This window comes from Pedobacter ghigonis (assembly GCF_903166585.1).
GTDB lineage: Bacteria > Bacteroidota > Bacteroidia > Sphingobacteriales > Sphingobacteriaceae > Pedobacter > Pedobacter ghigonis.
In genome coordinates this window covers 144,356-163,924 of record NZ_CAESCM010000003.1, presented here as the reverse complement: position 1 = coordinate 163,924, position 19,569 = coordinate 144,356, and the positions used below count along the sequence as shown (strand labels likewise).

General features: G+C 39.2%; 22 protein-coding genes and 1 riboswitch. Of the genes, 5 read left to right on the top strand and 17 right to left on the bottom strand.

Features of this window, described 5'->3' with window-relative positions:
• Positions 1 to 106: 106 nt before the first annotated feature.
• The 4 genes from hemF to HWV58_RS06275 form a co-directional block, all read right to left on the bottom strand.
• A complete protein-coding gene (hemF, locus tag HWV58_RS06290; protein WP_394354232.1) occupies positions 107 to 1,021 on the bottom strand; it encodes an oxygen-dependent coproporphyrinogen oxidase in 915 nt (304 codons plus the stop codon).
• 93 nt (positions 1,022 to 1,114) lie between these two features.
• Entirely contained in the window at positions 1,115 to 2,347 is a 1,233-nt protein-coding gene (locus tag HWV58_RS06285) for an MFS transporter (RefSeq protein ID WP_175633274.1), read from the bottom strand.
• A 103-nt stretch (positions 2,348 to 2,450) separates the two neighbouring features.
• Complete coding sequence (locus HWV58_RS06280; RefSeq protein ID WP_175633273.1) at positions 2,451 to 2,645, bottom strand: coproporphyrinogen III oxidase; 195 nt, start codon at positions 2,643 to 2,645, stop codon at positions 2,451 to 2,453.
• A gap of 125 nt (positions 2,646 to 2,770) precedes the next feature.
• Complete coding sequence (locus HWV58_RS06275; RefSeq protein WP_175633272.1) at positions 2,771 to 3,079, bottom strand: phosphoribosylpyrophosphate synthetase; 309 nt, start codon at positions 3,077 to 3,079, stop codon at positions 2,771 to 2,773.
• Positions 3,080 to 3,158: 79 nt separating this feature from the next.
• Between HWV58_RS06275 and HWV58_RS06270 the strand changes: the two genes are divergently transcribed.
• From HWV58_RS06270 to HWV58_RS06260, 3 genes are all read left to right on the top strand, one after another.
• Positions 3,159 to 3,644 carry a PaaI family thioesterase gene (locus HWV58_RS06270; protein WP_175633271.1) on the top strand — a complete coding sequence of 162 codons (486 nt, stop codon included), beginning with the start codon at positions 3,159 to 3,161 and terminating at the stop codon, positions 3,642 to 3,644.
• A 10-nt stretch (positions 3,645 to 3,654) separates the two neighbouring features.
• Complete coding sequence (locus HWV58_RS06265) at positions 3,655 to 4,284, top strand: AlbA family DNA-binding domain-containing protein (RefSeq protein ID WP_175633270.1); 630 nt, start codon at positions 3,655 to 3,657, stop codon at positions 4,282 to 4,284.
• Positions 4,285 to 4,496: 212 nt separating this feature from the next.
• Positions 4,497 to 5,855 (top strand): MATE family efflux transporter, encoded by a 1,359-nt coding sequence (locus HWV58_RS06260; protein ID WP_175633269.1) that lies wholly within the window; start codon positions 4,497 to 4,499, stop codon positions 5,853 to 5,855.
• Positions 5,856 to 6,156: 301 nt separating this feature from the next.
• Here the strand turns inward: HWV58_RS06260 and HWV58_RS06255 are convergent, their stop codons facing one another.
• The 6 genes from HWV58_RS06255 to HWV58_RS06230 all read right to left on the bottom strand — a co-directional run bounded on the left by HWV58_RS06255 (position 6,157) and on the right by HWV58_RS06230 (position 10,646).
• A complete protein-coding gene (locus tag HWV58_RS06255; RefSeq protein WP_175633268.1) occupies positions 6,157 to 6,891 on the bottom strand; it encodes a hypothetical protein in 735 nt (244 codons plus the stop codon).
• Positions 6,892 to 6,929: 38 nt separating this feature from the next.
• Complete coding sequence (locus HWV58_RS06250; RefSeq protein WP_175633267.1) at positions 6,930 to 7,613, bottom strand: pseudouridine synthase; 684 nt, start codon at positions 7,611 to 7,613, stop codon at positions 6,930 to 6,932.
• Positions 7,614 to 7,655: 42 nt separating this feature from the next.
• Positions 7,656 to 8,558, bottom strand: a complete 903-nt coding sequence (locus HWV58_RS06245) for a histone deacetylase family protein (protein WP_175633266.1) — start codon at positions 8,556 to 8,558, stop codon at positions 7,656 to 7,658.
• Complete coding sequence (locus HWV58_RS06240) at positions 8,558 to 9,418, bottom strand: bestrophin family protein (protein ID WP_175633265.1); 861 nt, start codon at positions 9,416 to 9,418, stop codon at positions 8,558 to 8,560. Before HWV58_RS06240 ends, HWV58_RS06245 begins: the two co-directional genes overlap by 1 nt.
• A gap of 130 nt (positions 9,419 to 9,548) precedes the next feature.
• Complete coding sequence (locus HWV58_RS06235; protein ID WP_175633264.1) at positions 9,549 to 10,154, bottom strand: DNA-3-methyladenine glycosylase; 606 nt, start codon at positions 10,152 to 10,154, stop codon at positions 9,549 to 9,551.
• Between the two features lie 3 nt (positions 10,155 to 10,157).
• Positions 10,158 to 10,646, bottom strand: coding sequence for a GAF domain-containing protein (locus tag HWV58_RS06230; RefSeq protein ID WP_175633263.1), 489 nt, complete (start codon positions 10,644 to 10,646; stop codon positions 10,158 to 10,160).
• A 129-nt stretch (positions 10,647 to 10,775) separates the two neighbouring features.
• Here HWV58_RS06230 and HWV58_RS06225 point away from each other — a divergent pair, with 129 nt between their 5' ends.
• Both HWV58_RS06225 and HWV58_RS06220 read left to right on the top strand, forming a co-directional pair.
• On the top strand, positions 10,776 to 11,504 hold the full coding sequence (locus HWV58_RS06225; RefSeq protein ID WP_175633262.1) for a DUF3291 domain-containing protein: 729 nt from the start codon (positions 10,776 to 10,778) through the stop codon (positions 11,502 to 11,504).
• 1 nt (position 11,505) lies between these two features.
• A complete protein-coding gene (locus tag HWV58_RS06220) occupies positions 11,506 to 11,757 on the top strand; it encodes a hypothetical protein (protein ID WP_124561481.1) in 252 nt (83 codons plus the stop codon).
• Between the two features lie 382 nt (positions 11,758 to 12,139).
• Here HWV58_RS06220 and HWV58_RS06215 read toward each other — a convergent pair whose 3' ends face one another.
• The 7 genes from HWV58_RS06215 to HWV58_RS06185 all read right to left on the bottom strand — a co-directional run bounded on the left by HWV58_RS06215 (position 12,140) and on the right by HWV58_RS06185 (position 18,174).
• Positions 12,140 to 12,475 (bottom strand): Dabb family protein, encoded by a 336-nt coding sequence (locus HWV58_RS06215; RefSeq protein WP_175633261.1) that lies wholly within the window; start codon positions 12,473 to 12,475, stop codon positions 12,140 to 12,142.
• Positions 12,476 to 12,574: 99 nt separating this feature from the next.
• On the bottom strand, positions 12,575 to 13,072 hold the full coding sequence (locus HWV58_RS06210) for a YMGG-like glycine zipper-containing protein (RefSeq protein WP_124561483.1): 498 nt from the start codon (positions 13,070 to 13,072) through the stop codon (positions 12,575 to 12,577).
• 128 nt (positions 13,073 to 13,200) lie between these two features.
• Entirely contained in the window at positions 13,201 to 13,923 is a 723-nt protein-coding gene (locus HWV58_RS06205; RefSeq protein WP_175633260.1) for a Dph6-related ATP pyrophosphatase, read from the bottom strand.
• Positions 13,916 to 14,599, bottom strand: a complete 684-nt coding sequence (locus HWV58_RS06200; RefSeq protein ID WP_175633259.1) for an SIR2 family NAD-dependent protein deacylase — start codon at positions 14,597 to 14,599, stop codon at positions 13,916 to 13,918. Before HWV58_RS06200 ends, HWV58_RS06205 begins: the two co-directional genes overlap by 8 nt.
• A gap of 40 nt (positions 14,600 to 14,639) precedes the next feature.
• A complete protein-coding gene (locus HWV58_RS06195; RefSeq protein WP_175633258.1) occupies positions 14,640 to 15,572 on the bottom strand; it encodes an ABC transporter substrate-binding protein in 933 nt (310 codons plus the stop codon).
• Between the two features lie 104 nt (positions 15,573 to 15,676).
• Positions 15,677 to 16,270, bottom strand: coding sequence for a DUF6580 family putative transport protein (locus HWV58_RS06190; RefSeq protein WP_175633257.1), 594 nt, complete (start codon positions 16,268 to 16,270; stop codon positions 15,677 to 15,679).
• A 38-nt stretch (positions 16,271 to 16,308) separates the two neighbouring features.
• Positions 16,309 to 18,174, bottom strand: coding sequence for a TonB-dependent receptor plug domain-containing protein (locus HWV58_RS06185; protein ID WP_175633256.1), 1,866 nt, complete (start codon positions 18,172 to 18,174; stop codon positions 16,309 to 16,311).
• A gap of 99 nt (positions 18,175 to 18,273) precedes the next feature.
• Positions 18,274 to 18,467, bottom strand: a riboswitch (cobalamin riboswitch).
• Positions 18,468 to 19,569 lie beyond the last annotated feature (1,102 nt).

Below are 19,569 nucleotides of genomic sequence, written 5' to 3'. Positions count from 1 at the left end.
AGAGATGCTGAAATAAATCCGATATCTATCGGATCAGCATGACGATTCATAATCGTCCACGTTTGTATCGTGGATGGACGAGAAAAGCGATTGTATCGCTTAAAACCTACACCCAGTTTATGCCTTTTTTAAGCAATTGCACAGTTTCATATTCTTCAGTACCAACAGCTGGCTGTACATTATAGCCCCAATTGGCCTGTGGCGGTAAGCTCATTAAAATTGATTCGATACGGCCATTGGTTTCCAGTCCGAATTTAGTTCCAGAATCGTAAACCAGGTTAAATTCTACATAACGGCTCCGGCGCTGATACTGCCATTCTTTTTGTTGCTCAGTAAATTCTTTATCGCGGTTACGGTCAATCAACTCAGTGTAAATTGGCAGAAAAGTTTCGCCAACATTGATAGAGAAATCTAAAATCTGTTCCCAGCTTAAATTGGTATTTTCTGGTTTTAACCGATCATAAAAAATGCCGCCAATACCACGGGTTTCTTCGCGGTGTTTAATAAAGAAATAATCATCGGCATGCGTTTTAAATTTCGGGTAAAAATCTGTGCTGAACTCATCGCAGGCATTTTTTAATTTATGGTGAAAAAACCTGGCATCATTCTCAAAAACATAATGTGGTGTTAAATCAATTCCGCCACCAAACCAGCGTGTGTTTTCATTAAGTTCGAAATAACGGATATTCATGTGAATAATCGGTACCAGCGGATGGTTCGGGTGGATTACAATAGAAACACCTGTTGCAAAAAAGTCATCTTCGGTTACATTAAAAGCTTTTTTAACGGCTTCGGGTAATTTGCCGTGTACAGCCGAAAAATTCACACCACCTTTTTCGATAATCGCACCGTTTTGCATAATCCGGGTACGTCCGCCTCCCCCACCGTTTCGCTCCCAAAGCTCTTCTTCAAACTTCCCCTTGCCATCGGCAATTTCCAATCCACGGCAAATCTCATCTTGTATTTGCTTATAACGCGCTGCTACTTCTTCTTTCAACATGATGGCTCTTTCTATTTCCATACAAATTTAAGGCTATTAAAATAGCTATACTGATTTATGTTTAGATAGTACATTTTATTGACATTGACTGTGATTCGACCAGCCTGCTTTTGATTATTCCTCCAGGTAATCGAGATCTTTACTAAAGCTTTCTTTTAAGTACAATACAGAAATCATGGCAATTGCCGTTAAAACCCCCATTACAATAAATGCTGCCGGAATGATGTGATAACGGTGTACAAAAAACTCAAAAAGGAAAGTGATAGGAATTAATGCACCACGAACAAAATTGGGTGCGGTAGTAGTTACGGTAGAGCGGATGTTGGTACCAAACTGTTCGGCTGCGATAGTAACAAATGTAGCCCAATATCCAACGGCAAAGCCCATAAACAAACAAATGAGTATAAAATTACTTTCGGTTAAACCGGTACTGGTAAGATAAACTATAACAGTAATTACTGATAAACCCTGAAAAATAAGCACAGTTTTCCTGCGCGATCTTAAAACCTGAGCCAGTACACCGCAAACTACATCACCAATGGCAATACCAAAATAAGTATACATAATTCCTGTGCCGGCATTCAAAACATCTTTAGCGCCCAAAGCCTTACCAATTTCGGGCGATTGTGTAACCAGGATACCTACAATAAACCAAAGTGGAAGCCCCAAACAAATGCAAGCCAGATATTTCAAGAACCGTTTGCGATCAGAGAATAGCATAAAAAAGTTACCTTTTGACACAGCTTTATCCTGCTCAGCATTTTTAAACATCCCCGATTCGAAAGTACCTATCCGCAAAAACAATAATAATATACCCATGCCACCACCTACAAAATATGAGGTTTGCCAATCGAAATGTTTTCCAATTGTTGCAGCAGCAGCGGCACCCAATAAGCCTATCCCGGCCACAACCATTGTTCCGTAACCACGTTTTTCTTTATCCATGGTTTCGGTAACCAGCGTAATCCCTGCACCAAGCTCTCCTGCTAAACCAATACCTGCAATAAACCTGACAATAGCGTAAGCATGTATATCAGTAACAAAACCGTTGGCTATATTGGCTAATGAATACATTAATATAGATCCGAATAATACCTTAATGCGGCCAAATTTATCGCCTATAATCCCCCATAATAACCCGCCAAGCAATAAACCAAACATTTGCATGTTAAGCACATATTCTCCTTCGGTACGCATGTGCTCGGCCGAAATACCAATATCAGTAAAGCTTTTTAAGCGAACTACAGAAAATAATACAAGATCATAAATATCAACGAAATAGCCCAGGGCGGCTACAATGACTAAGAAAATTACATTACGTTTGTTTGTTTGGGCTTGCTGGTCCATTTAAATATTTGGGTTTAGTCGCTGAAAGTACGCATTAACACAAATAAATTAAAATAGATTTTAAAATAAAAGCCACACTTAACTAGGTGTGGCTTTTATGTGCTTAATGAAGCATCTGTTTTGTGGTATCAGGTAATTTTTTGGTAGTGTCGGTCATTTTCTGAGTGGTATCCATCACTTTGGTAGAATCCGTCTTCGTACTGTCTGAAGAACCAGCCATATTTTTAGACGAATTGCATGCTGAGGTGGCTAATATTAAAGAACCAGCAAAAGCAAGACTTAAGATTGTTTTTTTCATAGTTTTTATTGTTATCTATAATTCTAACAACCTTATAATCATTTGGTTTTAATTTTCTTCGCTAACCACAGCGCTATTTAAAGATATCGAATTGATTATCAATACATAAACTTAACCGTTGTAAATTATTCGTGGTGTATTTTCAGCTTATTCAGCAGTTCGGGCGAAACGTTTTCGGCATAAACCCCGTAGCCATCTACCAAAACGCCTTTTAAATTTCCGGTAGCTGATGAAATGGCATACACCACTGAACTATCGGCCGGATCGGTCATCCCCTCAAAACGATACACTTCTTCAATTTCGAACTCCTCTGGCATCAGGAACAAATTGATCGATTTGCATTCCAGTCCAACAGCAGTTAAATTAAAATCCAGGTTATAACCCCTGTTGTCTAAATCGCTTAAAGCGGCGGTAATGGTGTCGTATACATGCATAACCTAAATTACGCAAATATTACCAAATCAACCGTCACAAAACTTTAAAAGGTGCTAAAACTTTCTGATATTAGTAAGTATGATTATTTCTCAAAACACCCTTAAATGGGTAATGCGCTTTTACCCTCCATTATTTTTTCAGCGCATTTGGGTTCAGAAATTTGAAAATGAATTTAGAAGCTGCACAGTTAAACTGAGTAAGAGTTTCCTGAATAAGAACTACAATGGCTCTATTTTTGGTGGTACAATTTATGCAGCAACCGATCCGTTTTATGCTTTATTATTTGATCAGTTAATGCAGCGCGAAGGATTTAAAGTACGTGTATGGCTTAAAAGTGCTTCTATACAATATTTAAAACCCGGGCGCTCTGCTTTGTATTTTACCATCACTATAACCGACGAAATGCTTGCTGAAGCTACACATGCGTTAAGAACCACCGGAAAGTTTGTAAAAGCGTATCCAATGGAAATTACCACCAAAAGTGGCGAATTGTGTGCTACTGTAATGAATGAAGTATATGTAAGAAACCTGCACCAGGGCGAAACTCCCCGTGTTGCCTATTAATTTTTAGATTATGCCGAGTATCAAGAGTTTAATTATGCAGGGCGAAGGTGTTATGCTCGATTTTAAAAAAACCATTAACAATACCGGAAAAATTGCCAAAAGCCTTGTGGCCTTTGCCAATAATAAAGGTGGTAAATTGCTGGTTGGCGTTGCCGATGATGGTTCGATTAAAGGTGTGAAATCGGAAGAAGAAGAAAAATACATGATCCTTACTTCGGCACACCAGTTTTGCAAACCTGCAATTGAACCCAATTTTGAAGAGATTTATGTTGACGACAAACTGGTATTGGTGGTAAACATTCCGGAAAGTGACACTAAACCTCACTATGCCCTCGATGAACAGAACAAATGGTGGGCCTATATCCGGATCGACGATAAAAGTGTATTGGCCAGCAAAATTATTGTAGAAGTATTAAAAAACGATTACAAAGATAAAGGTGTGCTGATTTCTTATTCGGATAATGAAAAAAAACTGCTTCAATATCTGGAAGAAAACGAAAAAATAACGCTTAAAGAGTTTAGCAAACTGATGCGCAGCTCTTACCGCAAAGCCCAAAAAATACTGGTTAATTTGATCCTGACAAATGTAATCAAATCGCATACGACCGAACGGGAGGAATATTTTACAGCGGTACGGTAGGTTTCCCAAATACATTATTCTCCTTTATTCTTGATTGACTCAAATAAGAAGGACGTCATCTCGACTGGAACGTAGTGGAATTGAAAGATCTGGCTCGATAGATTTCTCGACTGCGTTGCACTCCGCTCGAAAGGACGATAACCTGGAGGGTGTATATTAACTTTTCTACACTCCTATTTTTTGAGGTTTAAAAATCCGACCTTTGCCTACCTATGTTTTCTAAAATTTACCAAAAATATAAACCCTACTATAAAGAAAATCTCCATCTTGCCCTGCCAATTGTAGGCTCACAGGTTGGGCATACGCTGGTGCACATGGCAGATAGTATTATTGTAGGCCATTTTACCGACACTACTCAACTCGCTGCCGTGTCGCTGGTAAACAGCATTTTCATTCTAATTCTTGTGATTGGCCTGGGTATTTCTTATGGTTTAACGCCCTTGATTGCGCAGGAAAACGGCCGTCAGAATTACGAAGAATGCGGCCGCTTATTATCAAACAGCTTAATCATTAATATTTTAGTTGGTGTTGTGCTTTATTGCCTGGTACATTTCGGCGTATTATTGGTTATCGATCACCTCGATCAAACACCAGCTGTTGTAAAATATGCCAAGCCATACCTGGGCCTGCTTTCCGTATCCATAATTCCCTTGTTGATATTCCAGACCTTTAAACAGTTTGCAGAAGGCCTGGGCTTTACCAAACAGGCCATGTTCGTATCGATATGGGGCAATGCCTTAAACATTACCCTCGGAATCATTTTTGTTAAGGGAATGTTTGGCATCAAACCTATGGGGGTAAGTGGTGTGGGTTGGAGCACACTGATCGACAGGCTTTTAATGGCTACAGTGATGTGCTTTTATGTTTTAAGGTCAAAACATTTTAAAAAATACCTTACTCATTTTAAAGCTACTTTTATTGATAAGGTTCGCGCCCTCAAAATTATTAAGATTGGTGCGCCAGTAGCCATGCAATATTCTTTCGAGATCAGTGCTTTTAGTGGCGCGGCAGTATTAATTGGAACCATCGGCGCAGTTGAACAGGCTGCACACCAGATAGCCATTAGCTTAGCGGCCATGACTTACATGATGGCCAGTGGTGTAGCTTCTGCCGCTACCATTAAAACCGGCACCAATTTGGGCAAGAAAAATTTTGATGATCTGCGTAAATCAGCCATAGCCAGTTACCATGTTATATTACTGTTTATGACCTGTACAGCCGTAATTTTTGTATTGGCGCATAACATTATGCCTTTTATTTATACCGAAGATTTATCAGTGGTAGCCATTGCAGCTCAATTGCTGATTATTGCAGGCTTTTTTCAGCTTTTTGACGGAACACAGGTGGTAGGTCTGGGCGTATTGCGCGGTCTGGGCGATGTTAATATACCCACTTTTATTACCTTTCTGGCGTATTGGGTGGTTGGAATCCCTGTAGGCTATTTGTTGGGTTTTAAATTCAATCTGGGCGTAAACGGAATCTGGTATGGATTAACTTTTGGGTTATTAACGGCTTCTATCCTATTGTTTTTAAGGTTTCAGAATAAAACGAAGGCGCTAAATAACCAGTAATCAAATTACAGTGAGTAAGTTATGTACGCTGCATATACTAATAATCAATGAACTATTGACGAATGAACTTGATTACACAGTCCTTCGACAGGCTCAGGATGACAGACTATAAGAATAGAATCTGAAAATTAGCTCCCTGAAAAGCAATGAACTAATGACTAATGAACCTGATTATACAGTCCTTCGACAGGCTCAGGATGACAGACTATAAGAATAGAATCTGAAAATTAGCTCCCTGAAAACCAATGAACTAATGAGCCATTGACCAATGAACCATTAACAAATGAACTAATAAACCAACCTACTTCCCTCCCACATTAACCACAACTCCAATAGTAAAAATAGAATTGCCCGCCGACATGTATTTACGGCTCTTTAAGCCAATATTGCTACTTGTTGTATATTGGAGCTGGAAAGTTTTACTTAAAGCCATACGCGTAAAGAAAACAGGCTCAAAGAAAATATTATCTTCTTTTGGCTGAACCACTCCGTTTAAAAAGAACCTATCCATTTTTACGTGACTAATCCTTAACGCTGTTCCGTAATTGATTGGAAAATCCTTTCCGAACAAATGCAGATTGTTTTTCTTTTTAGAACTGTAATTAACCTGCAAAAATGCTTTGCGGTAATCTACCTCCTGTAATTCGCTGCTAACTAAAACATCATCCTTAAAATCACGGAAAGTAATATCACTCCAGCCTTTTCCAACACCACCATAGATTTCAATAATGCGGTTATTATCCGGACCAAAAGTATCGAAATAACCTCCACCAATTTCAATCAGTTTATGTCCGAAATTTTTGGCCTTTCTCTCGCTGTTCATGGTAGATCCGCTAAAAAGCAAACCAATGTGATCGGAAACCGCATAGGCACCGTTAATACTGGCATTACCTTTTAAAGAAATGTGACCGCCTCCGCTAAACTCGCCCTGCTTACTAAGCATTGGGGTATTTGGAACGTTGGGCATATAAACTGAAGAACAACTGGCTGCAAAAAGCGCTAAAACCGGAAGGGAAAAACGTAAGTATTTAATCATAGATGCTATATAAACTGATTTTGAAGGCAAAAATTGTGCTAGAGTTTCATTTTCATAAAATCCATCACCCTTTTAAATTCATCGTGTAAACCAGCTTTAAGGTGTATTTGTTTCTGGCTAACCGGATGAATGAATGAAAGCTCAGAGGCGTGCAGCAACATGGTGGTCATATCCCACTGTTCTTTAAAAAACTTATTCTGTTTGTTACAGCCGTGTGTCCTGTCGCCAATAATGGGATGTAGAATATGGCTGAAATGGCGCCTCAACTGGTGCATCCGGCCTGTTTTAGGACTTGCCTCAACCAACGAATACCTTGATGTAGGATGTTTACCAAAAGCAACATCAACTTCTGCCCTTTGCAGTGTTTTAAAAGAAGTAAAGGCATCCTGCATGGTTCCGTTCTCCTTAGCTAAGGGGTAGTCTATATCCATCACATTAGGTGTATAGCCGCGCAATATAGCGAGGTACTTTTTATCGGTTTCTGCATTCATAAACTGCTGATGCATAGCAATTTCAGAAGACTTATCAAAAGCAAACAATAAGATCCCGCTTGTTTTTCTATCCAGCCGGTGTACCGGACTTACATGCTTCCCCACCTGATCCCTAAGCAGTTGCAAGGCAAATTCGGTGGCATCACGCGCAATAGACGATTGATGAACCAACAAGCCATGTGGTTTGTTGATGGCAATCAGGTTTTCATCCTCGTAAATAATCTCCAACATATCGGCGCGAAGATAAGGATATTATAGTTTTGGCGTAACAGCCTAGGTAAATAAATCGAAAGCCAGCCTATAGGTATTGCAATGTGCATCTACAATTTCTTTAATATCTGCCGAGTAACCACCACCCATACTCACCTGCAGCGGCAAGCCTTTATCTTTGCAAGCCTGCAGCACCACCCTGTCTCGTTCTTTACAGGCGGCTTTACTTAGAGCCAGCTTGCCCAGTTTGTCGGTAGAGAGTACATCAACACCCGAAAGGTAAAAAACGAAATCGGGCTTCGATCTTTCAAATGCCTTTTTTAGGTTGATATGTAAAAGTGTAAGATAAGCCTCATCTTCCAAACCGTCTTCCAGGGCTATATCCAAATCAGACAGCTCTTTCCTGAACGGGAAATTTTTATCGCCATGCATCGAAAAAGTAAAAACTTTGGGTTGTTTCTGGAAAATTTCTGCAGTGCCATTTCCCTGATGCACATCTAAATCAATAATTAATATACGATTAGCTAAATTATTATTTAATAAATAGTTAGCAGCAACAGCCTGATCATTCAACAAACAAAAACCTTCTCCCCAATTACTACCGGCATGATGCGTTCCGCCAGCTACGTTAAAAGCTATGCCATGCGCTTTTGCATAATGCACACCATCTATTGTGCCTTGTACAATACGGAGTTCGCGCTCCAATAGCTGCGCATTTAGTGGAAAACCAATTCTTCGCTGATCACGTGGCGAAAGGGTTAAATCGCGTAATTGTTCCCAATATTCCGTTTGATGAGTTAAACGAACTGTGGCTTCATCAACACAATCGGGATGAAACAAATTGGCCTGCGATATGGTACCTTCATGCAAAAGCTGACCGGGTATCAACTCATATTTTAGCATAGGAAAACGGTGCCCTTCCGGTAAAGGATGCGCATATAATTGATGCCAGGCAATTTTAATCATTAGCTTAAAATCTCCTCTACATGTTTTTCTATATTGGTGCAAATCTGATCAACCGGCAAATCGTTCGCATCCTGACCAAATGGGTCTTCTATTTCTTCAGCTATCAACTCTAAACTCGCTAATACATAGAGAATAAAGGGAACAATGAGCACCAGATAATAACCCAAACTAAATACCCAACCAATTGGAATGGTAAGCACATACACAAAAATAAACTTCTTAATGAACACGCTGTAAGAAAAAGGAATAGGCGTATTCTTGATCCTTTCGCAGCCGCCACAAATATCAGTAAACTGGTTTACATCGTTGGTCAGCACAATCAGTTGCTCTTGCGAAATCAAACCTCTTTCAAGAAGCTCATAGAGTCTCGAAATCATGCTACTAGCAATCTGGTTAGGGATATGTTTATGCTCTTCTACCTCGATTAAAAAGCTGTTTTTCCCAAAATACTTTTTTTCCCTCAAATGCTCTTTTAAGGCAAACGCATACTTTGGAATGCCGTATTCAAAAAACTTTAAATCTTCTTCCGGCAGCTTAAGCGCTTTAATTTTCATGGCAAAATTGCGGCTTACATTGGTTAATCCACCGAGCAGCTTCCTGCCATCCCACCACCTGTCATAAGAAGTATTGGTTCTAAACACGAGCAGCATGGAGATTACAAAACCCAGCAAGCTGTGCATCATACCAATATTACTCACATAATCGCTTTTGGATAACTTAAAGATATTTAGCTCCAGAAATGAAACCAAACCCGAAAATGCAGCTACACTTAACATTAAAGGCCATAGTTTTCGGAAGGTATCGGCTTTATGGATATGAAAAATAAAAGTAAACCAATCTTTAGGGTTATAATTAATCATTTCAGCTATTTTAATTAGATAGTATCACGTTAATAAGGAAATTCACCGTCTCAATATTACAAAAAAAGCAGGTAATGTTTCCAGTCCTGCTTTCGATTATTGCTTAATATCTCAGTAAAGACCCACATTGTTAAACTTTGTTTGGCTTGCTTACATATTTATTTCCTTTTACAAAAAAGCGCCATGGCAATAAGGCATGCTCTTGTGCATAGGCAATACCAACCCTTGGTGAAGCCGCAATTTCAGCTTCCTTATACCGGATATTGTGATCTTCTACCCAGATTTCGTCGCCACCCAAATGTTTTGCATTAAAACCTTTATCAATACCCAATGCCTTAGCAGCAGAACCCGGGCCGGCCGCTATTGCTCCCTTTGTGTAAGGCATTTTGCGGCGCGCTTCAATTACATCAATACCTACCAGTGGTTCAATACCTCTGATTAACACAGCATGTGGTTCGTTTTCTACAGATGTGACAATATTGAATAAGTGATGCATGCCGTAGCAAAGATATACATAAGCTATTCCGCCATTTGCATACATGGTTTCGGTACGGTTCGTTCTGCGGCCACCATAGGCATGCGATGCTTTATCTTTTACACCAAAATAGGCCTCCGTTTCGACAATTATGCCGGCGGTAATCTGATCCTCAACTTTCGTGTACAATACCTTACCCAACAGATCTTTTGCGAGCGCAACCACATCTTCATTCAGGTAATATTCGGTTTCCAGTTTCAAAAATTATATCGATAAATTATTTAACAAAATAACGATAACCTGCTCTAAATAAATCTGATCTGTATCATCAAATTTATTCAACACCTCGCTATCTACATCCAATACTCCAATTACCTCATCTGCTACAATTAAAGGAAGAACGATTTCAGATTTTGACGCCGAAGCACAGGCGATATGCCCCGGAAACTCTTCTACATCAGGCACAATAATGGTTTCGGCCTTTGCCCATGAAGTACCACAAACGCCTTTTCCCTTTTTTATGCGCGTACAGGCAACCGGTCCCTGAAACGGCCCCAAAACCAATTCATCTTGTTTCACCAGGTAAAAACCCACCCAAAACCAGTTAAACTGTTCTTTTAATGCCGCGGCAACATTAGCCATATTGGCCACAAAATCAGTTTCGCCATACAGCAAAGCTTCTATTTGAGGGATAATGGATTGATACTGCTCCTCTTTTGATGTACTCTGGGTTATTGTTAAATCTTCTGCCATCTTGCTAATTCTATAACCAAAGTTAATGATGATTTGCAATAAGCAATGCCCTTGCAGATTTAATGACGAAATTTTGAACGATAACCTATCCTTAAATTCATTAGTTTTGGCAGCTAAATCCTGATTGTTTTGATTACAGCCTTAACCATTACAAAATTCCGTAGCCTTACCATTCCCTTCGCCTTTATCGGAATGGCTGTTTTGCGCTTACCCTTATGGCTCAACAAAAAATGCAGGTTCTGGAAATTAATGGGTAGCGGCAAAAATGCACAGGTTGACCTGGCTACCGATTTCAAACACTGGGCATTACTTACAACCTGGGAGAACCAGGAAGATTGCGAAGCTTTTTACAGCAATTCACTGGTTATAAAATGGTTTAACCTTTTTAACATAGAAAGCTGTACCATTTTATTAAAACCTTTATCAAGCCATGGCTTATGGTCTAAAAAAGAGCCTTTTAAAACTATTAAATATAACAACGAATACAACGGAAGGATTGCCGTGATTACGCGGGCAGCAATCCGGTTTAACCGCCTCAAAGAGTTCAGGCAAAACATTAAAAGAGCTGCCGACGCCATGAGAACAGCCCCCGGATTTATCCTCGCTGCAGGTATTGGAGAAAATCCTTTTCTGGATCAGGCTACTTTCTCCATCTGGGAAAATGCCGAAAGCGTAAAAAATTATGCCTACAAAACTTTTGAGCATGCCGATGTGATTAAACTAACCAGAGCGCGCCAATGGTACAAAGAAGAACTATTTGCGCGTTTTGAAATCATAACCAGCTACGGTAAACTAAACGGCATACCGATTAACGATTACCAACCACAAGTTAACCCCACCAAACCTAACATTATTTAAAATGAGAGTTATAGCAGAACTACCACACCCTGAGTGTAAAATCACCATCTTTTCGATGAACCAGAAATACATTGTGAAATTTGAACAAGGCTCTTTCGAGCAAAGCTACAAATTAGCCGAACTCGACCTGAGTGGAGGAGGTGTAAATGATGTATTCGAAATACTTGACGAAGCATTTATCACAACCGTAATAGAGCGCTTTAAATTAATGCGCAGTGATTTTACAGCCGCTTATAACAGACATCAATATTAAGACCATAAACGACTGATTTACTGATGATTAATTTATTAATCAAAATTATATTTTGAAATTTAAGGTATTTCAGGGGAACAAAATTAAATTTAAATCAGTGATTAGTTTAAGTGAACAAACCTAAACTATTGATATAATGATAATTAATAATTAATACAAAATATAATTTCGATCGCTTATTTTGCCAAATATGTGGGAAGTTTGGTACCTAGACACATAAATTCACGTAATTTTAACCATATAAGACATATAGAGATAATATAAGTTTTAACTGCCCTTAAATGACTTATATGGTTAAAATGCTAATAGAATATTTAGACGCTTTAAGATTCCCGCATGCGCGGGAATGACGAGAAGCTAATAAAATGTACAGGCGTAAAAACTAAGCAATCACCGTGTCGTGCACTACTACCCTGTACCAGTTTTTCGAGAATTTCTCTACAGCATCAAGATGTGTTTTATCTTCCTGGTAAGCATTATGATCTTCGATATTTGCGAAGGTTATGGTTAAAGAGTATGTAAAGGAATTATCGGTAACCGGACGTACGGGGGTATTTGCGGCCAAACCATAACTTAAAGTTTTAATGTATTTAATGGGCTTGAGGCTTTCGAAGAAATTGGCAAAATCGGCTATTTCACTTTTGGTTAACTGTGGTTTTAACCAGAACATTACAAAATGTTGAATCTGGCCTTTATCTGCTGGAGTTTGGTCTGTCATGAGGATTTTTTTTGCGCAATATAAAAATGATTTTATGGTGCACAAAAAAAGCGTTGCGATTTTTACACCGCAACGCTTTTAATTATATCAAGTAAGCTTTTAGTTTTTAGGTTGTACACGACCTGATTTTCTATCTTCTCCTCTACCGATCAGATAACCACCACCAGCGCCAACTAAGCCACCAATAATGGCACCACGACCTTTTTTCTTGTCGATTAAAGCACCACCTACTGCACCGGCAGCACCACCAATTACAGCGCCTTTAGCGGCATCACTCCAGCCTTTTTTCTTGGCTGTTGGCTGTGTACCACCATAAGCACCGCTCGAGCTGCCACCTGAGCTAGCATATGATCTTGAAGAATTAGCTCCGGCTCTCCTTGCTGCTGCAAGTTCTGCCTGGTGTTTAGCTTCTTTTTCCTGTTCTACTTTAGCTACTTCTGCTTTTTTAAAGCTATCTAACCTTAAACTATCTTTTACAGCTTTTATGGCCAATTGTTTTTCTGCCTGTTGTTGTTTTAATGCTGCTTCTTCTTTGGCCTTATTGTTACAGGCAAACATTACTGAACTTAGTGCGATTACCACGAATATCTTTTTCATAACTTTTAGTTTTAAATGACGTTTGTCTGGCTCCTAACCTGCCAAACAATTTTCATTTTCATGTGCGATTTTAGTTAATTACAGATACTAAAGAAAAAATGATGCCAAAATGTTTTATAAAAGAAAATTTATTCAACCAAATCAGTATACCAAAAGCCCGAAAGCGCAGTAGTTGAGCAAGGAGAATCACTTTCTGAAGTAGTTTTTGTAGGGGCATTATAAGTTCTGAAAACCTGCTCACCAATTGAAAAAGCAATTTTTTGCTTAAATACAGGTCCCTCAAAGGCGAAAGTATGAAATTCGCCATTTTCGCCACAAGGATCAATTTCAGGGGGAAGGCCATTAATCAAATCCTCAGTGATTACTTTTCCACAGATATCTTTTAGGTTTTGCTGTGTACAAACAATGATGGTTTTATAGTTCAAATCTATAAACTCCCCGATCAGTTGCCTTGTATCTTTCTGCCACAGCGGGAAAATAGCTTCGAGACCAATTTCAGCCAGTTTATTTTCGCGGTACACGCGCAGGTCTTCCAGAAAAATATCGCCAAAAACAGAATGGGTAATACCCTCTGCTTTAAATTTACTGAGGTGTGTACGCATAGTATTGTCGTATGTTTCCATATCGGGCATTTCTCCTAAACGGATCTGATACAATGGAATACCAATGCTTTCAGCCTGTTTAATCAGCAATGCTTCTCTAACACCATGCATCGAAACGCGGTTATATTGTTCGGTAACAGTAGTAACGAGGTACCTGATTTCGATTGTGGGATCCTGAAGCGCATAATGTAGTGCCAGTGTGCTGTCTTTACCACCACTCCAGTTGAAAATGCAGATTTTCTTATCCATTTGTTAAAATACTTTTCAGCTGCTCCATTCCGTTTACTGCATTTTGCTCGATGGTAATTACATGCTGATAGCGCTTAACATCGGGAGTTTTAGGATCGATAATGTATTTTTTTACTTCACGGGGAACGAAATCAATTAATCCGGCTGCAGGATAAACCGCCAGTGAGGTTCCGATCAGCACAAATAGATCAGCTTTTTCGCAAATTTTAGCAGCTACTTCGATCATAGGTACCGCTTCGCCAAACCATACTACATGAGGACGTAACTGAGAACCTAATTTACAGCGTTCGCCCATTTTAATTTCGGTTCCTTCAATGGGGTAAGTTAAACTAGGGCGCAAACTCGATTGCGAACGCGTTATAATGCCATGCAGGTGCGTAACCTTAGTTGAACCGGCACGCTCGTGCAAGTCGTCTATATTCTGGGTAACAATCTCTACATCGAAATCTTTCTCCAATTCGGCCAGTATGCGATGCGCAGCATTGGGTTGAGCCGCTACCACCTGTCGTCTCCTTTCGTTATAAAACTCCTGCACCAACTCCGGATTTCTTTCCCAGGCCTCGGGAGTAGCCACATCGTAAACGTTATATCCTTCCCACAAACCATCCGAATCACGAAAAGTCTTCAATCCACTTTCGGCACTAATCCCTGCTCCTGTTAAAACAACTAATTTCATAAAATGATTACTCCGATTAATAGATTACACTGATTAAAGATTATACGGATTGAAGTGATTGAGCGTAATTGATAAACTTCTTAGCGATATTTTCATCTGCTTTAAAAATCTGCGGATGAAACATACAGGCTAAAGCCTCAATGCCTTCAACCAGAGTGCCAACACTTGGCTGGGTAAACATATCAAAATCTGCAATGTACACCTGATTGTTTTTTACTGCTTCTAAATCATTCCAGCCTGCCTTCGTTGTAAGCAAGCTCATTTCTTCAAGACTGCGTTTTTGATCGAAGCCGCAGGGTGCAATAACCAAAACCTCGGGATTATACTTTAAAATCTTATCCCATGGGGTAACAATCGAATCGCCTGCAGGGTTAGAAAGCATATCAACCCCTCCTGCTGCAGCAATCTGAAAAGGAATCCAGTGCCCGCAATTGTATATTGGTTCTATCCATTCCATAAGCATTACCCGTTTCAAAGGTGATTTATTTTCCCTCAGTTTATCCAAAATCTGATCGGTTTTCTGTTGTAATCCTGCCAGATAACTAAAGGCTACCTCTTCTTTTCCCAATGCCCTGGCAATGGTAATGGCACATTCGAAAACATCCTGCAGGTTATTGGGCGAAAGCGGAACCAAAGTTGGCTGCTTGCTCAGTTTCATTACTGCGGTTTCGGTGCAAACCGTATCTATGTTGCATACTTCGCAGATATCCTGTGTAAATACAACATCGGGTGCAATGCTTTCCAGAAGTGCATCATCAACCCAATACAGGCTTTTCCCCTGTGCTTTGGATGCCGAAAAAATCCTGTCGATTTCTATACTGGAATAGTTTTTACCTTCCAGGATACAGCGTACAACTTTGGGTTGATCGGCTGCTTCTTTCGGACATTCGAAGGTAACACCATGCAGATAATCCTGCAGGCCCATATCGTAAATCATTTTCGTGGCGGCGGGTAAAAAAGAAACGACTTTCATTTGATGTAAAATGGAAAAGGTAAAATGTAATTGGATATTCTAAGTTAAAAAAAATCCTCTTTTGAACTGAATCAAAAGAGGATTTCTATTTTCAAAAGGTATTATTATGCAGCTTGCGCTTCTAATTTTAATACCGGATATTTTGCTTTTAAAATCTCGAAAGCGCCAAAAAGTAAAGCTCCGTAAATAACCGTTCCTTCTAAGAATCTAATTTCAAATGGAATGGCTTTTACCAAACAGCTCCAGTAACCTGCTAAATCCTGTGTATATAATGGATTATTAATCCAAACACCTAAGTCGGTAACCAACCAGTGGATAAGCACAATAGTTAATGTTGAGGCCAATAAATTTACCACGTTTACATTTTTAAGTAGAATTCTACCTACCAAAACCATCAAGGCAAAGGCAATATAGGTCCAGTACCAGCCCTGGTACAAAAATGAACCTCCATTGTATTTACTGAAAATGGTTGAAGCTAAAATAAAGTCGCTTAAAAACAAACTCAACAACGGAAAAGCAAATGCTTTGGCGTGATCTTTAAAATAGGCACCACCGAATAACGCCACTGCTCCTATAGAAGAGAAATTAGCAAACTTCAGTTCATCTGAATTAAATGTTACCAGCAAACGGAAAGCCGTTATGGCCAATATCATTAATAGCAGTATCAGGGTGCGTGGATTAAATTTTAAATGAGACATTGTATTTTGGTTATTATTTAAGCAAAGTTAATTTTTTATTAGCGTATATTAAAACTTACGCCTGTATTAAAGTTAAAGCCAGGTGTATTGTAGCCAATAATTTCGCTGTATTTTTCGTTCAGAATGTTCTTGGCATCAAAAAACAATTTCACGCGTTTTTTAGCTAAAGCATATTCTACATAAGCGTTAAGCAATTTGTACGATGGCAACTCTTCGTTTAAATAAGATATAAAATTGGTATCGAAACGTTTGCCAAAGTAACGGTAGTTGGCACTGATGTATAAATTTTTAGTCGCCTGTGCACCTGCTGTAATGCCAAAAGTATTTTTCGGTCTGCGGATCAGGAAATCTACAGTTCCGGTATTGCCTTCTACATAGGCATAATAACCATTAATGTTAAACACACTAAACTTTACTGCCGGTTCTACTTCTAGCCCTTTAAATTTCTGGGTACCCTGATTGGTATATCCTGTAGTATAAACAATTGCATCGGTTAAATCGCGTTTGAAACCTGCTACGCGCAAGCTAAACTGATCGTCGGCAAAGCTTAGGTTTACACCAGCCTCGTAGTTCTGCGATTTTTCTGGCTTCAGGTTTAAATTAGCTCCAAACTGTCCGAAAAGCATATTTAAGGTAGGTACTTTGAATGCTGTAGATACTGTACCAAACAGTTTCACTTCTTTGATGATGTTGATGGTTGGGGTTACCGAATAGGTATAGTTTTCGCCATACTGATCATGTTTGTTGTAACGACCACCTACTTCGAGGTTAAACACACTTAAATTGTGTAAGAACAACGACCCGTAAGCTGCAAAGATATTGGTTGTTGGATTGCTTGAATCGGTAATCAGTTTTGTTTTACGGTTATCGATACCTACTAATAAATCTAATTTATTACCGAGTTTCTGGTTGTAGTATAAATCGATTACATTCATTTTACCGTAGTTTACGAAATTACTGGCAAAGCCCATGAAGCTCGAGTTTACATCGTTCGAGTTGCTCTCGTGACTATAGTTTAACGTAATTTTTCCGGTATTGAGTTTATATTCGGCATTAAAACCTCCGCTAAACTGCTTCAATATCGAATTATTGGCTGGTAAACCATCGGCAAATGCGCCTTCATCTATTTTATAATTACCATAGAAGTAACGTAAAAACGGATTAACAGAGAAACGCTTATCCAGCTGGATACCAAAATTAGCGTTAACTCCATCGGTTTTAAAACCATCTTTATCAAATTCGGCTGTGCTGCCTGCCGGTGCTACTGCTTCTGAAATACCATCGGTTTTAAGGTGTGTATAGTTAATGTTGTAAGAAAAGCCTTCAACAGCGCCATTCAAACCGATTGTACCCTTATAAGTTTCAAAACTTCCGGCACTGGCTACTCCATAAATGGTATTGCCTTTTGGTCCGCCTTTTTTGGTTACAATATTAATTACTCCTGCAACTGCATCTGAACCGTAAATGGTAGATTGACCGCCTCTTAAAATTTCGATGTGATCGATCTGATCGATTGAAAATAAACGTAAATCGAATGTACCGCTAATGCTCGATGGATCGTTCTGTACAATCCCATCAATTAATATCAGGGTATAACCACTACCCGAGCCCCTGAAAAAAATACTCTTATCCTTTCCCTGGCTACTGTTACCTCCACTGATGATAATACCTGCCTGCTCAGTTAATAAATCGGGTAACGATTTTCCGTTGCTGCGTTCTAACACCTCGCGACTGATGATGCTAACCACTTTACCGGTTTGTGATTGTTTTTGATCGTTTTTAGTGGCAGAAATTACCACATCTTTAAGCTGCACAGTGTCTTTTTGCTGCGCATTAGCCAGCTGGCTAATCATTAGCTGTGCCAGGCCTAAACCAGCAGCTGCTAAAATTGTTGTTTTGTTCATTTTGATGGTTAGTTTTACCTATAGCCAACAGATTGTAAAAAGAAATGAAAATACGTAAACGTTAAGTACTTCAAACCCCAGCTTCAATCCCCGAAAGCTACGAAATTAATGCTTGAGGCAGGTCTTCTGACTTACTCCCGGTTTTCTGCCTTCCCATTCCGGAGCGCCGGAGCAGTGGCAAAAGAATAGAAAAACCGTTACAGAGCTTACAGCTGCGGGACAGTTACAGATTTACACTGTATTCCCTTTTAATTCCGGATGTAATGCCGGAAACCAAAAGCGCCGCAAATGTAACAAAAAAATTGTGACAACTATAAAAGATGGGATTTGATGAATTGAAGGTGCATATTTTGTTATTTCGAACGGAATCGAGAAATCTGTGGAAATTTGCTAATCATTTCCCGCAGATTTAAACGGATTAATATGCAGATTTAAAAAGATTTCTTTGTCCTAATAAAAGCGTCTTTTCAAAATTATAATCTGTGGCCTTTTCTATGTAATCTGCGGGAAATATGCTACCAATTATTTGCCCGCAGATCTAAACGGATTAATACGCAGATTTAAAAAGATTTCTTTGTCCTAATAAAAGCTTCTTTTGAAAATCAACATCTGCGCCCTTTTCTGCGTAATCTGCGGGAAATATGCTACCAATTATTTGCCCGCAGATTTAAACGGATTTAACACGCAGATTTATAGCGGTATCCTTTATCCAAATAACAGCGTCTTTTGCAAATCAACATCTGCGCCCTTTTCTGCGTAATCAGCGGGGAAAGCTAATCGTCATGATGATCCGATAGCTATCGGATTTATTTCAGCATCTTTCAAGCCGTAAAGACCCTGAAATAAATTCAGGGTTATGAACGTTCATATCAATCTGCGCCCTTTTCTGTGCAATCTGTGGGAAATATGCCACCAATTATTTGCCCGCAGATCTAAATGATAAACACGCAGATTTAAAAGGACATTTTTTATCCAAATAACAGCTTCTTTTCAAAATTATAATCTGCGCCCTTTTCTGCGTAATCTGCGGGAAATATTTACCAATCATTTGCCCACAGATTTAAACGGATTAATGCGCAGATTTATAGCGGTATTGTTTATCCAAATAACAGCTTCTTTTCAAAATTATAATCTGCGCCCTTTTCCGCGTAATCAGCGGGAAAAGCTAATCGTCATGATGATCCGATAGCTATCGGATTTATTTCAGCATCTTTCAAGCCGTAAAAAACCTGAGCTAAATTCAGGGTGGCGAACGTTCATATCAAACGGCTTGTAAATAGCGCTAAAAGCATTTTATCAATCCAACTTAGGTTAACACTTAAACATTAAATTAATCTGGCGAATTACCGGAACCAACCAGCCTGATACAAATTCATTATGATTAGATGTGTTTTG